This window comes from Streptococcus dentapri, assembly GCF_042649885.1.
GTDB classification, from domain to species: domain Bacteria; phylum Bacillota; class Bacilli; order Lactobacillales; family Streptococcaceae; genus Streptococcus; species Streptococcus dentapri.
Map to the genome: position 1 here is coordinate 31056 of NZ_JBHSAC010000037.1, position 15721 is coordinate 46776.

Annotated in this window: 16 protein-coding genes; 15 read left to right on the forward strand and 1 reads right to left on the reverse strand. The window is 41.4% G+C overall.

Annotation, left to right across the window (positions count from 1 at the left end; translation table 11 throughout):
• Positions 1-121 precede the first annotated feature (121 nt).
• On the reverse strand, positions 122-1147 hold the full coding sequence (locus ACFOSE_RS04165; protein WP_380430892.1) for a GIY-YIG nuclease family protein: 1026 nt from the start codon (positions 1145-1147) through the stop codon (positions 122-124).
• A gap of 242 nt (positions 1148-1389) precedes the next feature.
• On the opposite strand from ACFOSE_RS04165, the gene ACFOSE_RS04170 reads away from it, so the two are divergent.
• From ACFOSE_RS04170 to ACFOSE_RS04240, 15 genes are all read left to right on the forward strand, one after another.
• Positions 1390-2679 (forward strand): peptidase U32 family protein, encoded by a 1290-nt coding sequence (locus tag ACFOSE_RS04170; RefSeq protein ID WP_380430895.1) that lies wholly within the window; start codon positions 1390-1392, stop codon positions 2677-2679.
• Complete coding sequence (locus tag ACFOSE_RS04175) at positions 2679-2999, forward strand: CHY zinc finger protein (protein WP_380430898.1); 321 nt, start codon at positions 2679-2681, stop codon at positions 2997-2999. The genes ACFOSE_RS04170 and ACFOSE_RS04175 overlap by 1 nt, the downstream gene beginning before the upstream one ends.
• A gap of 37 nt (positions 3000-3036) precedes the next feature.
• On the forward strand, positions 3037-3249 hold the full coding sequence (locus ACFOSE_RS04180) for a YdbC family protein (protein ID WP_380430900.1): 213 nt from the start codon (positions 3037-3039) through the stop codon (positions 3247-3249).
• Between the two features lie 248 nt (positions 3250-3497).
• The gene (locus tag ACFOSE_RS04185; protein WP_380430902.1) at positions 3498-4334 is read left to right on the forward strand and encodes a hypothetical protein; all 837 of its coding nucleotides are present in this window, start codon (positions 3498-3500) and stop codon (positions 4332-4334) included.
• Positions 4335-4564: 230 nt separating this feature from the next.
• Positions 4565-5893: an exodeoxyribonuclease VII large subunit gene (xseA, locus tag ACFOSE_RS04190; RefSeq protein ID WP_380430905.1), complete on the forward strand. Its 1329-nt coding sequence runs from the start codon at positions 4565-4567 to the stop codon at positions 5891-5893.
• A complete protein-coding gene (locus ACFOSE_RS04195; protein WP_380430908.1) occupies positions 5883-6107 on the forward strand; it encodes an exodeoxyribonuclease VII small subunit in 225 nt (74 codons plus the stop codon). The genes xseA and ACFOSE_RS04195 overlap by 11 nt, the downstream gene beginning before the upstream one ends.
• Complete coding sequence (locus ACFOSE_RS04200) at positions 6100-6966, forward strand: polyprenyl synthetase family protein (RefSeq protein WP_380430911.1); 867 nt, start codon at positions 6100-6102, stop codon at positions 6964-6966. Before ACFOSE_RS04195 ends, ACFOSE_RS04200 begins: the two co-directional genes overlap by 8 nt.
• Positions 6959-7786 (forward strand): TlyA family RNA methyltransferase, encoded by an 828-nt coding sequence (locus ACFOSE_RS04205; protein ID WP_380430914.1) that lies wholly within the window; start codon positions 6959-6961, stop codon positions 7784-7786. Before ACFOSE_RS04200 ends, ACFOSE_RS04205 begins: the two co-directional genes overlap by 8 nt.
• Positions 7773-8243: an arginine repressor gene (locus tag ACFOSE_RS04210; protein ID WP_380430916.1), complete on the forward strand. Its 471-nt coding sequence runs from the start codon at positions 7773-7775 to the stop codon at positions 8241-8243. The genes ACFOSE_RS04205 and ACFOSE_RS04210 overlap by 14 nt, the downstream gene beginning before the upstream one ends.
• Positions 8244-8256: 13 nt before the next feature.
• Entirely contained in the window at positions 8257-9918 is a 1662-nt protein-coding gene (recN, locus tag ACFOSE_RS04215; protein ID WP_380430919.1) for a DNA repair protein RecN, read from the forward strand.
• A gap of 312 nt (positions 9919-10230) precedes the next feature.
• Positions 10231-10755 carry a DUF6287 domain-containing protein gene (locus ACFOSE_RS04220; protein WP_380430921.1) on the forward strand — a complete coding sequence of 175 codons (525 nt, stop codon included), beginning with the start codon at positions 10231-10233 and terminating at the stop codon, positions 10753-10755.
• A 210-nt stretch (positions 10756-10965) separates the two neighbouring features.
• Positions 10966-11985 (forward strand): N-acetyl-gamma-glutamyl-phosphate reductase, encoded by a 1020-nt coding sequence (argC, locus tag ACFOSE_RS04225; protein WP_380430924.1) that lies wholly within the window; start codon positions 10966-10968, stop codon positions 11983-11985.
• Between the two features lie 14 nt (positions 11986-11999).
• A complete protein-coding gene (gene argJ, locus ACFOSE_RS04230) occupies positions 12000-13193 on the forward strand; it encodes a bifunctional glutamate N-acetyltransferase/amino-acid acetyltransferase ArgJ (RefSeq protein ID WP_380430939.1) in 1194 nt (397 codons plus the stop codon).
• 28 nt (positions 13194-13221) lie between these two features.
• Positions 13222-13959, forward strand: a complete 738-nt coding sequence (gene argB, locus ACFOSE_RS04235; RefSeq protein WP_380430927.1) for an acetylglutamate kinase — start codon at positions 13222-13224, stop codon at positions 13957-13959.
• A 134-nt stretch (positions 13960-14093) separates the two neighbouring features.
• The gene (locus ACFOSE_RS04240) at positions 14094-15227 is read left to right on the forward strand and encodes an acetylornithine transaminase (protein WP_380430930.1); all 1134 of its coding nucleotides are present in this window, start codon (positions 14094-14096) and stop codon (positions 15225-15227) included.
• The last annotated feature ends 494 nt before the right edge of the window (positions 15228-15721 follow it).

Below are 15721 nucleotides of genomic sequence, written 5' to 3' on the forward strand. Positions count from 1 at the left end.
AAGCCCGTTGTTACGGGCATTAGTCAAGTAATTATAGCACTAACCTGAACGAAGTTCAGCGAACGTCTTTAGACGTCGCTGGAGAGAAACGGCTTATAGCCGGTGTACAAGCTACCCGTTTTCACGGGTGGTTATGACTTTTTGGAGTAAGAGCTTGATGCTTATTGATATAATCTAGCTTTTGTTGCCGTGTTTTTTGTTTAAATTTGGCTTCAGCACTCATAGCTGCATTTTTATGGTTAAACTCTTCGGTATAAATGAGTTCAACAGGCAGTCTGGTTTTGGTATATTTAGCGCCTTTTCCAGCATTGTGAGTTGCCAGTCGCTTGTCCAAATGAGTGGTATAGCCTGTATAAAGCGTATCGTCAGCACACCTTAGGACATACATATAGGATTTGTGATTTTTGCCAAAATAGATATCATGGATTTCATCTGTGTAGTCGCCATTATCTTTGTGGACAATGAGAGGCGGCAGAAAGGTTATTCCATCGGGAGAACCGTCCTTAATGGCTTCAATCAGCAGCATATTAGCCTCTTTATCAGCCTTGGGGTAAACAAACTGGATGCGTTTAGGCACTAATTTATAGCGTCTCATTGTTTCCATGATTTCTAGAAAGCGGTCTGGTCGGTGCACCATTGCTAGGCGTCCCTTGGTTTTTAAGGCCTGTTGGCTGATCTGACAGATTTCTTCTAGGTTGGTTGTAATTTCATGACGAGCCAGCAGATAGTGCTGGCTGAGGTTTTTCTTGGACGTTTCTGTCGCCTTGAAATAAGGCGGATTGCAAAGAATCAAATCTACTTTGGAGCGAGGCACATGAGCCATGAGGTTCTTGAGATCATCGTTGACTATACTAACTTGGTCTTGGAGATTGTTGAGTTCAATTGAACGCTGTCCCATATCAGCTAAGCGCGGCTGCAGTTCAATTGCAACGATTTTGGCCTTGGTCTGGGTGGAGGCAAACAGTCCGACAGCTCCATTGCCGCTGCAGAGGTCAACAATCAGTCCCTTGGAAGGGAATTTTGGGAATCGTGAGAGCAGTACGCTGTCAACCGAATAGCTGAAAACTTCCTTGTTTTGAATAATTTTTACATCTGTCGAGAAGAGCTGATCAATTCGCTCTCCCTTGTTCAAATTAGCCTTTGTCATAGTCTCTATTATAGCACGTTTTCAAGTTGCTAAACAAGAGTAGTTTATCTTGAAATGAGCCCTTGCAAAGCCAGCGAAGACTTGATTTTTAGCATAAATTGCTATAAAATAATGAAGTCAAGAACCTAGATTTTATTGGATTTTTCTGATGAATTTAGAGTCCATCAATATGATCATTATTTTGCAGAAGCGTCCTTAATAAGAGAGGTTTTTTCTGCTGATAGAACTAGAAAGAGCAAAAAATGTCGAAAAAAAAATTAAAACGTCCTGAGGTTTTAGCGCCTGCAGGAACTCTGGAAAAATTAAAGGTCGCTGTCTTATATGGTGCAGATGCCGTCTTTGTTGGTGGTCAGCAGTACGGTTTGCGCAGCCGGGCCGGTAATTTCAGTATGGAAGAAATGGAAGAGGGCATCAATTTTGCCCATGAGCATAGTGCCAAGGTCTATGTTGCAGCCAACATGGTAACCCATGAAGGCAACGAAGAAGGTGCAGGTCAGTGGTTCCGTGATCTGCGTGATATGGGTTTGGATGCTGTTATCGTATCGGATCCAGCCCTCATCGAAATTTGTGCAACCGAAGCTCCGGGACTCGATATTCACCTCTCAACGCAAGCTTCAGCGACCAATGTTGAAACCTTCAATTTTTGGAGCAACTACGGTCTGACTCGCGTAGTTCTAGCACGTGAAGTTAATATGAAAGAACTGGCTGAGATTCGCCGTCGTACAGATGTTGAAATCGAGGCTTTTGTCCACGGGGCTATGTGCATTTCTTACTCTGGCCGCTGTACTCTCTCCAATCACATGAGCCATCGCGATGCCAACCGTGGGGGGTGTTCGCAGTCCTGCCGTTGGAAATACGATCTCTATGACATGCCTTTTGGTCAGGAACGCCGCAGTCTCAAGGGAGAAATTCCTGAGGAATACTCCATGTCCGCTGTCGATATGTGTATGATTGAACATATCCCAGACATGATTGAAAATGGTGTTGATAGCTTGAAAATTGAGGGTCGGATGAAATCTATTCACTATGTTTCAACGGTAAGCAACTGCTACAAGGCAGCTGTTGATGCTTATATGGAGAGTCCAGAGGCCTTTTATGCCATCAAAGATGACTTGGTTGATGAATTGTGGAAGGTCGCTCAGCGTGAGTTGGCAACTGGTTTCTATTACAGTACACCAACAGAAAATGAGCAGCTCTTTGGCGCTCGTTGCAAAATTCCCCAATATAAATTTGTTGCGGAAGTGGTTTCTTTTAATGAAAAAACAATGACGGCCACACTTCGTCAGCGCAATGTTATTAAAGAAGGGGACCGCGTTGAGTTTTATGGTCCGGGCTTCCGTCATTTTGAAGCGACGATTGAGGACCTTCATGATGCAGAAGGCAACAAGATTGACCGTGCTCCTAATCCGATGGAACTCCTAAGCATCACTCTTCCTCAACCTGTTAAAGCGGGTGACATGGTGCGTTCTTGTGAAGAAGGTTTGATTAACCTTTATCAAGAAGATGGCCGCAGTCAGACGATTCGGGCCTAATGTCAATAAGGATTCAGGGCTTACTTCTTGATTCTCGGAGTCGTTGTCAGCATTACCACACTACTTTGGATATTGTCGGATTAAAATGTTTTGACTGCCAGCGTTACTACGCCTGTTACCAGTGTCATGACAGTTTGGAAGATCATTCTTTTCAAGCTTATCCTAGAAAGTACCAGCAGGATTTGGTGGTCATCTGCGGTGTTTGTCATTTAGAAATGACCATTGAGCAATATCAGGCAGTATCAGCCTGTCCGAGTTGCCAATCCCCCTTTAATCCCAAGTGTTCTCAACACGATAATATTTATTTTACGGATAAATAAAGGGATTACCTAATAATGTGATGAAAGGAGCAGCCAAATGGCAGAATTTTCTTTTGAAATTGAAGAGAAGCTTTTGGTTCTATCTGAAAATGATAAGGGTTGGACCAAGGAGCTCAATCGTGTTAGTTTCAATGGGGCACCGGCCAAGTATGATATTCGGTCTTGGAGCCCAGACCATGAAAAGATGGGCAAGGGAATTACCCTGACCAATGAGGAATTTCAGGTTCTGGTGGATGCCTTTAAAAACTAAAAAGTAAGGCCGGAATGATAATCCGGCTTTTTTATGGGGATTGGCGGTCTGGTGAGAGGCTTGGCTGCTATCTAATAGTCTTATCAAGCAGACTTTCCTTGACAAAGCTTTCTGAAAGAGGTTACAATATGGTAAAGTAAAAGTTTTAATTTGTAAATAAATCTTAGACTGCCTGTTTCAAAAGAGTTTGATTCAACTTGGCAAACATAGGTCTAGGCGATATTCGATGGTCAGTAAAGGGCAACGAGATGAAAGATTTTGAAGATAATTATATCCGAGCCATCGGAGAGAACGGTGTCAGAGGTCTAGGAGATCCTCAGGTTAAAAAGGAGTTAGAGGACCGTATTTATCGCTTGAAGGAAGCTTTGGCAACAGCCAGTGATGAGGAAGCGCGTCATGAGATTCAATTCCTTTTAGACCGCGCCAAAGGTGAATACCAAAGGTACATTGTAGCAGAGAAAAGGATGGTTGAAATGATTAGGAGAGACATGCATATCAGAAAAAAACAAGAAGAGGATAGGCGTCGTAAACTGTATATTATTGCATCTAGTCTGGCTGGTGTAGCTCTCGTTGTTTTATTTGTTGTCCTGCATATCAATGCGTCTAATAGAGCCGCTGAAATTGAGGCTACAGCCAAAGCTGCCTTTCAGGATAAATCAGATAAGCAAAAGGAAACACAGTCAACTGAAGATAGCAAGCTAGGTGATGATGAGCTCTTTCCCAAAAATCTAATCGGGAAATGGTCAGGAACCATGGGAGCATCTGAAACTTCCATAACTTTTAGTGAAGATGGAGCTGTCACTATTCAAATTACCAATAGTGATGGTAGCTATAATATTATCTCAGGTGCGGTGACTTCAACGGTCGCTGTTGACGACACAACCTTTAGAATTGTAGATTACTCAGGAACGGTTTATCCCGTCCAGCTTGGCGGAATTTACACAGGTTATGATTTTGGCTATAAGTTGAGTCCAGATGGTAAGAGCCTCTACCCAATCCTTTGGCAGTATCAATATGGTCAGACACCGGACTACAGTCAGTACACTTACGACGAAAACAATCCTTATACCAAGACGGATGAGTAAGCCAAGTCATCATCAATTAAAAAAGATATAAGAGTGAGTCCTATTGATTTCGAGCTAACCGTAATCTTGGTCTAACTCTTTTTAAATGCTGCTTTTAGCAATTTGTCTGCCCAAAGAGTTGTCCTCTGCCTTTTCTAGCCTAGCATTATGTATTTCCATGGTTCTATCGGGTAAAATTTGATATAATATAAACTAACATTTGTTTAAAATTGTGGATTAGGGGTGTTTAGATGGCGGATTATTTAACCGTTAGTTCTCTGACTAAATATTTGAAATTAAAATTTGATCGTGATCCCTATTTGGAGCGAGTCTATCTGACAGGACAAGTCTCCAATTTCCGCAAGCGCCCCAACCATCAATACTTTTCGCTCAAAGATGAATCAGCGGTCATTCAAGCAACCATGTGGTCCGGCGTTTTTCGAAAATTAGGATTTGAGCTGGAAGAGGGTATGAAGATCAATGTTATCGGTCGTGTTCAGCTTTACGAACCCAACGGTTCCTACTCCATCATTATTGAAAAGGCTGAGCCCGATGGTATTGGTGCCTTGGCTGTCCAGTTCGAGCAACTCAAGAAGAAATTAGCTCAGGCGGGTTATTTTGCGTCAGAACATAAGCAGCCTCTCCCTCAATTCGTTCGGAAAATCGGTGTTATTACCAGTCCTAGTGGAGCAGTTATTCGTGATATCATTACGACCATCAGTCGTCGGTTTCCAGGCGTTGAGATTGTCCTTTACCCGACTAAAGTTCAGGGGGAGGGCAGTGCCCAAGAAGTGGCTCTCAATATTGCAGCAGCTAACCAGCGTTCGGATTTGAATCTGTTGATTGTTGGTCGGGGTGGTGGTTCGATTGAGGATCTCTGGGCCTTTAATGAAGAGCAGGTGGTGCAAGCCATTTTTGAATCCCAATTGCCAGTCATCTCCAGTGTTGGGCACGAAACCGATACTACCTTGGCTGACTATGTGGCAGACCGTCGGGCGGCTACCCCGACAGCAGCGGCTGAACTGGCTACACCTGTTACCAAGGCTGATATTTTGGCTTTGATTAGAGAAGCTCAGCAGCGGTCTTATCAGGCGCTCAATCGTCTTATCAGACAGCAGAAGGAGAGGCTTGGCAAACTCAGTCAATCAGTCATCTTTCGTCAACCGGGACGTCTTTATGATGTCCACAGTCAACGCCTAGATCGTTTGACCCTGGCCTTGACCAATCAGATGCGCAATCAATTAGGAGAGACTAAGCAGCATCATAGCTTGTTGATGCAGCGCTTAGTGGGCCTAGATTTACAAGGGCGTTTGGAGCGTCTAAAAGAAAGAATTCATCAACAGGAGCGCCTGCTCAGATCCACGATGGCCAATCAATATGACAGCAGTTTGGTTCGTTTTGAAAAGGCACAGGAGGCCCTTTTATCCCTTGATACAAGCCGCATTGTGGCGCGTGGTTATGCCATCGTTCAAAAAGATGGCCGACCTATCACCAGCGTTGACCAAGTTGAAAAGGGAGATCAACTGAACCTGCAGATGAAAGATGGAAATCTAGAAGTAGAGGTAAAAGATGTCAAGTAAAAAGAAAACATTTGAAGAAAATCTACAAGATTTAGAAGTTATTGTGACCAAGTTAGAAAATGGTGATGTGCCTCTCGAAGAGGCTATCACCGAATTTCAAAAAGGGATGGTTTTGTCGAGGGAGCTACAAAAGACTCTGACAGAAGCCGAGGAAACGCTGGTAAAGGTGATGCAGGCAGATGGAACAGAAGCCGAAATGGATAGCAATGGATAAATGTGCAAAAATTGATAGGGCAATTCGCTCCTATTATCAAGCACCTCTCGTTTCTCCAAGGCTGGTAGAGGCTATTCTTTATTCGGTTGAAGCTGGTGGCAAGCGTATCAGACCCTTGATTTTACTGAATATTTTGGAGGGATTTGGTCTTACTTTGACCGAGGCTCACTATCAGGTAGCAGCGGCTCTGGAGATGATTCATACCGGAAGTTTAATTCATGACGATTTACCAGCTATGGACGATGATGATTACCGACGTGGTCGTCTGACCAATCATAAGAAATTTGATGAAGCGACAGCTATTTTAGCAGGCGACAGTCTCTTTTTGGATCCTTTTGCTGTTTTGGCTCAGGCTGATTTAAAGTCGGAAATTTTGCTGGCTCTTATCAAAGAGTTATCTCAAGCCTCAGGAACTTTTGGCATGGTTGGTGGTCAGATGCTGGATATTGAAGGTGAAGAAAAAAGCTTAAGCCATAAGCAGCTTTATGCTGTCCATAGTAACAAAACAGGTAAGCTTTTAGCCTTTTCATTTAAGGCGGCTGGGCTTATCGCCGAACAAACACTGACGGTTCTGGATCAGCTCTGGCAAGCTGGTTTAATGATGGGAACAGCCTTTCAGGTACGCGACGATATCTTGGATCTTACAGCCGATTTTGATGAATTGGGCAAGACCCCCAATAAGGATTTAAGGGCTGAAAAATCCACCTATCCTAGCTTATTTGGATTGGATAGGTCTTATCAAATTTTGGAAGAATCGCTGGATCAGGCTACAGCTATTTTTAAAGATTTACAAGAAAATACTGATTTTATTCCAGATAATATTATAGAAATTATAGAAAGGTTGCGCCTCCATGCCTAAAGAAAGAGTGGATGTTTTGGCTCATAAGCAGGGCTTATTTGATACGCGTGAGCAGGCCAAACGTGGTGTTATGGCTGGCTTGGTAGTCGCTGTCATCAATGGTCAGCGCTTTGATAAGCCCGGTGAAAAAATAGCTGATGACACGGAACTCAAACTTAAAGGGGAGAAACTCAAATATGTCAGCCGTGGAGGATTAAAACTGGAGAAGGCCCTAGCTATTTTCGATATCTCTCTGAGCGGCTTGACGACCCTTGATATTGGAGCTTCTACAGGTGGTTTTACTGATGTGATGCTTCAAAATGAAGCAAAAACAGTCTACGCTGTAGATGTTGGAACTAATCAGCTGGTTTGGAAGTTGAGACAGGACGAGCGCGTTATCAGTATGGAGCAGTATAATTTCCGCTATGCTCAGCCTCAGGATTTCATCCAAGGTCTACCTAGCTTTGCTAGCATTGATGTTAGTTTTATCTCTTTGAATTTGATTTTACCAGCTTTGTCCAATCTGCTATCTGAAGGAAATCAGACCGTAGCCTTGGTTAAACCCCAGTTTGAAGCTGGTCGTAGTCAAGTCGGTAAGAACGGTATTATCAAAGACAAGTCAGTCCATCAAGGGGTTTTAGAAAAGGTAACAGATTTTGCCCTAGATTACGGCTTCACAGTTAAAGGGCTGGATTTTTCCCCTATTCAGGGGGGACAAGGAAACATTGAATTTCTCCTGCAATTAGAAAGAGCAGTCTTACCTCAAAATCTAGTTAGACCTCTGATTCCCCACACAGTCGAAAAAGCACACAAGGAATTTACAAATAATGAAGAAGCATGAACGTTTAGAACTCCTTCGCAAGATTATCTTAGAAAATGAGATTGAGACTCAACATGACCTGGTTGCTAAGCTGGAGGCTCATGGTCTCAAGTCAACTCAAGCTACCATCTCACGTGATATCAACAATCTTGGCATTATCAAGATTCCCGGTAAATCTGGAAAATATGTTTACGGTCTGTCCAAGGAGTCAGCTCGTAAATTGATGACGCCCCTACAGCAGTCCTGTGAATCAATTGTAAGTTTGTCAGAACCAACAACTGGTTTAGAACAGATGCTCAGCATTTCGGTTATTCCGGGGAATACCCGCTTATTGAAGCGCCTCTTACTTCAAGAATATCAAGATCAGATTTTCAGTATCTTAGCTGATGATGATAGTATTTTAGTCATTTTGAAAACAACGGCTTTTGCGAAAGAATTACGTTACTTACTAGCCGCTTGGATTAAGCAGCACCACTGATTGAGAGAGTCTTATGTTATTAGAAATTTCCATAAAGAATTTTGCCATTATTGAAGAAATTTCCCTCAATTTTGAAAACGGGATGACTGTTTTGACGGGTGAAACAGGTGCCGGAAAGTCTATCATTATTGATGCCATGAATATGATGTTAGGTGCTAGAGCTAGTACTGGAGTCATCAGGCACGGAACTAAAAAAGCAGAAATTGAAGGCTTTTTTACAGTTGAGGAAAGCCCTGTCCTCAGTCAAGTTCTGCTTGATAATGGTATTGAACTCAGTGATGAATTGATTATTCGACGAGAAATCTTTCCCAACGGTCGCAGCGTCAGTCGCATTAACGGTCAGATGGTTAATTTATCAACCTTGCGTTCAGTTGGACAATATTTAGTTGATATTCATGGACAGCACGACCAAGAGGAGCTCATGAAGGCTTCTTGTCATATCGCTCTCTTAGATGAATTTGGGGATGAGGAATTTTTAGTCATCAAAAGCAAGTATCAGACCACCTTTGATGCTTATCGTAACTTGCGCAAACAAGTGCTGGCTAAGAAAAAGAATGAGGAAGAGCACAAGGCGCGTATCGAGATGCTAGAGTTCCAGATAGCAGAGATTGAGGCAGCTGATTTGAAGTCTGGTGAAGACTTAAAGCTTAATCAGGAACGTGATAAGCTACTGAATCATAAGAATATCGCTGATACATTAACCAATGCTTATGCTCTGCTGGATAATGAAGATTTCTCCAGCCTGTCCAATGTCCGTTCTTCTATGAACAATCTAATGACCCTAGAAGACTTTGCCCCTGTTTACAAGGAACTGTCTTCTAATTTATCTGAATCCTACTATATACTAGAGGATGTGAGCAAGCAGCTGTCCGAACTTATCGATGATCTTGACTTTGATGGCAATCGTCTCAATGTAATAGACGATCGTCTCAATATTATCAATACCATCACTCGTAAATACGGCGGCGGAGTTGATGATGTCTTGGATTATTTTGATACTATTACTAAGGAATATAATCATTTAACTGGTAATGATTTGCGGTCTGATGATTTGGAAGGTGATTTAAAGAAACTGGAGCAGGAGCTTCTTGCTTCGAGTCAAGAACTCAGCCTTAAACGTCATGCTCTGGCTAAAATATTAGAAGAAGATATCAAGCGGGAGTTGACCGACCTTTATATGGAAAGGGCAGATTTTCAGGTTCACTTCACTAAGGGCAAATTCAGTCGGGAAGGTAATGAGCAGATAGAATTTTACATTTCAACTAATCCTGGTGAGGGTTTTAAACCTTTGGTAAAAGTTGCTTCTGGTGGGGAGCTTTCCCGTTTGATGTTGGCAATTAAGTCTTCTTTTGCCCGTAAAGAAGACAAGACTAGTATCGTTTTTGATGAGGTTGACACTGGTGTATCAGGGAGGGTTGCTCAGGCCATTGCTCAAAAGATTCATAAAATTGGTAGTCACGGTCAAGTATTAGCGATTTCTCATCTCCCGCAGGTAATCGCAGCGGCGGATTATCAATTCTTTATCGAAAAGGAGAGTAAAAATGACTCAACGGTTTCAACCGTTCGCCTATTGAGTAAGGAAGAAAGGATTGAGGAAGTAGCCAAAATGCTAGCAGGAGATCAAATTACTCAAGCTGCTCTCATCCAAGCGCAAGAATTATTAAAGCATTTATAAAAATTACAAGTCACAAAATTTTAGTGACTTGTAATTTTTTTTGAAAAAATAACTATAGTTGATCAATACTACATTTTGGATTGTTTTTCTCAAATTTGGTTCAACAACTACTATATCTTGTAGTAAAAGGAAATTATGAGATAAATTTCAATCTTTTATCTTCCTAAAAATATTAAAATACTACTTGTCAAATAAAGAGAGAGATAGTATAATAATTTCCGTATTCACAAGAGAGAGATTTAATATAAATAGTATTTCAATACTGATTTTTGCTTGTTACAGGCTAACAGCTAATACTATATGGGGAACACTATGCTAAAGAAAATGATTAGTACGGGAATAAGAAATAAAAAGAAATCAAAAAATTTAACCTTTGATTTAGAGTTGGCAATACTCATCATCGGTGGAATCCTTTTGGCCTTTACCTTGGGAGCTATTGAGCAGCAAGTTAGCTCGGATACTTCTTCATCTTCACAACCTGTGGCCCAAACAACAGGGGAGATTCTCTCTTTAGATGTCAATGGCGTTCTTAATGGCGATTATTCATCAGTTGTTGGGACTTGGAAGAGTGATAATGGTGCTAGTTTAACCTTTGATACTGCTGGACAAGTGACCTATAAGAGCAAAAAAGGTCAGGTGAGCAAAAACACTATCTATAATGCCCGTCTTTTAGATGGACGTTTAGAAGCGCAATTTGAAACCAAAAGTGGCAGAGTTGTTACAATCTTTTTAATTCCGGCCGGAACGACTAGCAAATATTTAGATCAGACCTATTCTTCGGATGCTGTTTTAGTCAACAATAGCACCACAGACGATAACAACCCCTTTTACAGATAATTGCATAAAATACAAGAAGTGTCGATTCTATTATCGATGCTTTTTTGTCTTTTTAGAAGTAGGAGACCACCTATTTTATTGAAATTGATCATTATTTAGAGTACTGTCAGCCTTATTTCCTATAAATTTTATTTTTTAATGGAAATAACTTGACAATCGTTCTCAGATATTTTAGAATAACTACATATTTATTCAAAAGAGGTGCATAAAATGAAGGCTGCGATTGTTGGTGTTACTGGTTACAGCGGTTTAGAACTCATTCGTTTACTGAATCAGCACAGTCAGATTGAAGTGGCTGAAATCTATGCTACTAAAGAGATTGGACGCAAAATATCTGATTTATATCCCCATCTGAAAGGGATCTGTGATTTGGAGATTCAGGAATTCAAGGCTATGAATATTATTCAAAATACGGATCTTGTTTTTCTGGCAACGCCGAGCGGTGTGGCCAAGGAGGTTTCAAAGATCTTTGTAGCGCACGATTTTCCAACTGTTGATCTTTCGGGAGATCATCGTCTGTCTGCGAGCAGTTATCAGAAATGGTATGGCAAGGGAGCGGCGGATTCAGAGGTGTTAGATAAATTCACCTATTCTTTAGCAGAGTTTACAAGCGACCAAGGGAAATTCATCTCCAATCCAGGTTGCTATGCAACAGCGACAGAATTAGCGCTAATCCCTCTGCTGACTTCCCAGAAAATCGATTTAGACACCATTATTGTTGATGCAAAAAGTGGATTAACCGGTGCGGGTAAAAAATTAGCAGAATCTAGCCATTTTGTTAATGTGCATGATAATTATATGACTTATAAATTGAATCAGCACCAACATATCCCAGAAATTGTTCAGGAGCTACAGCAATTTAATTCTGACTTAGAGCATATCCAGTTTTCAACCTCCTTGTTACCTATTAACCGCGGTATCATGGCGACCGTTTATGTCAAGGTAACAGATGATGTGACGGATGAAGAAATTCTAGAGCTATACCAAGAAGCCTATGCCGATAAGTTTTTTGTCCGTATCCAAAACGGACTCCCCGATTTACATGATGTGTTAGGTTCTAATTTTACGGATATCGGTTTTGCCTACAATCCTGTGACTAAGGTGCTGACTGTTGTTTCCGTAATTGATAATCTCGTGAAAGGGGCTGCTGGTCAGGCCATTCAAAATGTCAATCTAGCCTGGGGATTTGAAGAAACCAATGGACTCCTAGCAGGCCCCAGCTACCTATAGAAAAGAGGTTTATGATGCAAGTAATAGATGGTAATATTGCAAGTCCTCTAGGTTTTTCCGCGGATGGCTTGCATGCAGGATTTAAGAAGCGGAAAATAGATTTTGGTTGGATTGTTTCGGAACATCCTGCCAGTGTAGCAGGTGTCTACACCACTAATAAGGTAATTGCAGCTCCCTTGATTGTGACTAAACAGTCGGTTGAAAAGGTGCAGAAAATGCAGGCAATTGTTGCAAATTCAGGTGTTGCAAATTCCTGTACCGGTATTCAAGGCATGAATGATGCCTATGAGATGCAGAAATTAACAGCTGAAAAATTAGGCATTGCAACTGATTTGGTCGGAGTCGCTTCTACGGGTGTCATTGGAGATTTACTACCAATGGATATTCTGAAAAACGGACTCTCTAAAATTGTCATCAATGGTAATGCTGGTGATTTTGCTAAGGCAATTCTAACAACTGATACAACAACCAAGACAACAGTCGTAACTGAGATGTTCGGCCACGACGAAGTCACTATGGCTGGTGTTGCTAAGGGGTCTGGTATGATTCATCCTAATATGGCCACCATGCTAAGTTTTATCACATGTGATGCTAATATTTCAAGCGAAACCTTGCAAAAAGCTCTATCGGCAAAGGTTGAGACTACCTTTAATCAAATTACGGTAGATGGAGATACCTCTACCAATGATATGGTTTTAGTTTTGGCAAATGGCTGTGCAAAGAATCAGGAAATTTTGCCAGATACACCTGAATTTGATGAATTTGTAGCCATGCTTGAGTATGTCATGGCAGACCTGGCTAAGAAGATTGCCAAAGATGGTGAAGGAGCAACTAAACTCATTGAAGTTGAAGTAATCAAGGCTCCCAATAGTTTAAATGCACGTATGATGGCAAAGAGCGTTGTTGGTTCTAGTCTTGTTAAAACAGCGATTTTTGGTGGAGATCCGAATTGGGGACGTATTTTGGCAGCAGTTGGCTATGCTGGTGTCAATATTCCTGTAGATAATATTGATATTTATCTGGCAGATATTCCAGTCATGCTGGCATCTAGTCCTGTTAACTTTGATGAGGAAGAGATGCAGGATGTCATGCAGGCAGATGCTATTAAAATCGTTGTTGATTTGCATGCAGGAGATAGTGTCGGTAAGGCTTGGGGGTGCGATTTGTCCTATGATTATGTCAAAATTAATGCTCTCTATCGAACTTAACAGCTGAGTCATTAGCAAAGGAAAACAAATGAAAAATGTTATTGTTATTAAAATTGGCGGAGTAGCCAGTCAGTACTTGAGTACGGATTTTCTCAGTCAGGTCAAAGACTGGCAGGATGCTGGCCAACTTCTTGTTATTGTACATGGCGGTGGTTTTGCTATTAATAAATTAATGGAAGAAAATCAGGTTCCAGTCAAAAAAATCAATGGGTTACGTGTCACCAGTAAAGACGACATGGTTTTAGTAAGTCATGCTCTTTTTGATCTGGTTGGGGAGAATTTACAGGAGAAATTAAGGCAGGCAGGTGTTCTTTGTCAGCAGTTAAAATCAGACCTCAAGCATGTGGTGTCTGCTGACTATTTGGATAAAGACACCTATGGTTATGTCGGTGATGTGACTCGTATTAATGAAGGGGTTATTGAAAGTTTTCTTAAGAACAAGCAGATTCCTATTCTTGCTTCTTTAGGCTATTGCAAAGAGGGGGACATGTTGAATATCAATGCTGATTATTTAGCGACAGCAGTGGCAGTAGCGCTTGCAGCTGACAAACTGATTTTAATGACTGATGTTAAAGGCGTTTTAGAAAATGGAGCCGTGCTGGAAAAGATAAGCAGTCAGCAAGTTCAAGAAAAAATTGATGCTGGTGTGATAACAGGTGGAATGGTTCCCAAAATTGAAAGTGCTGCTAAAACAGTAGCTGCTGGTGTTGGTCAGGTTTTAATAGGTGATAATCTATTGACAGGAACGCTTATTACAGAAGATTAAGGGAAAGGAATTAAAATCGAATAGAAAAAAGGTTTACTTAATTTAAATATCCTAAAAAAGTGCTCTCTAGCAATTTTTAGTACTTATGTTTTCTAAAACTTCCTTCCTTTCTATTCGTTTTTAAGTAATTGTTTATGAGTAAATTATTTCAAAATTATAAAAGAGCAAACCTTGAATTTATCAAAGCAGAAGGCAATTATCTTTTTGACAGTCAAGGGAGAAAGTACCTAGATTTCTCAACAGGCATTGGCGTGACTAATCTTGGTTTTCATCCACAAGTTCAAGCTGCCTTGCAAAAACAAGTTGAACAAATCTGGCATACACCTAATCTTTATCAAAACAGCTTGCAAGAAGAAGTTGCTGCTAAGCTGATGGTCGATAAGGATTACTTGGTCTTCTTTTGCAATAGCGGTGCGGAAGCCAATGAAGCGGCTATTAAAATTGCCCGTAAGGCAACAGGCAAACAAGAAATTATTACCTTTCAGAATTCTTTCCATGGCAGGACTTTTGGCGCCATGTCCGCAACAGGACAGGATAAAATCAAAGCTGGTTTTGGCGATGCCGTACCGCATTTTCACTACGCTGTTTTCAATGACTTGGATAGTGTTAAAGATTTGGTGACAGAAAACACAGCTGCTATTATGTTGGAACTTATTCAAGGAGAGTCTGGTGTGCTGCCTGCTAAGCAGGACTTTGTGACAGCTTTGGCTGACTACTGCCAGAAAAATAATCTCCTTCTTATCATAGATGAGGTGCAGACAGGCATGGGACGTACTGGAAAGCTCTATGCTTTTCAACACTATGGCATTAATCCAGATATTTTTACACTGGCAAAAGGTTTAGCCAATGGTATCCCTGTCGGTGCTATGTTGGCTAAAGAGAAGCTTGGGGTTGCCTTTGGTCCCGGTTCACACGGTTCAACCTTTGGCGGCAATAAATTGGCTATGGCAGCCAGTTCGGCAGTTCTTGATGTTATGATCGAAGCAGGTTTCTTAGAGAAGGCTTGGGAGAATGCTCATTATTTACAAGAACAACTCACAGCTGCCTTGCGGGATACTGATGAGGTCACTCAAGTGCGCGGACTTGGTTACATGATAGGTATCGAAACGACAACGGATCTAGACCAGTTAGTTGCTGCAGCTCGCGACAGAGGTCTTGTTGTCCTCACAGCAGGAACTAATGTCATTCGTCTTCTGCCGCCGCTGACTCTGACCAAGGAGGAGATAGATCAAGGTGTTGCCATCTTGGCTGATATTCTTGCGCAGTAAAAGTTATAAAGCTTGTCAGGTTGAAGAGAAGAGCTCCATTTGCCCCTCTTTTTTGCACAAGAGAAAAACTCTTAGAAATAATGATTCTAAGAGTTTTTATTTAAATCTGGGTTTAAACAACATCAAGCTAGTTCTTCGCTGTCCAATAATACAAACGAACACCTAGAGGAAGAGGAACGATGACATCAAGAGAATCAGAGACACCATCTTCTAAAGCAGCCAGTTTTTTGCCTCCATCAAATCAAATTGTTCCAATGCATTGTAGTCATAGAATTAACTCTACTTCTTCTTACTTGAATCTCCTAGCTTCTGCACTAGTGATTAGGTTTGGTCTCTATCGCTTGCCTAGCAAGGGATAAAGACTGCCAATCAATCCTTGCGTTAATCTGGTAAAGCTAGAGCAAAACAAAAAAAGCAGGACTTTGGCACTGCCCCCCTAACATGAGACAGAAGAAAAACACTCCTGTTGAAATCTAGTAAACTAGAAACAGGAG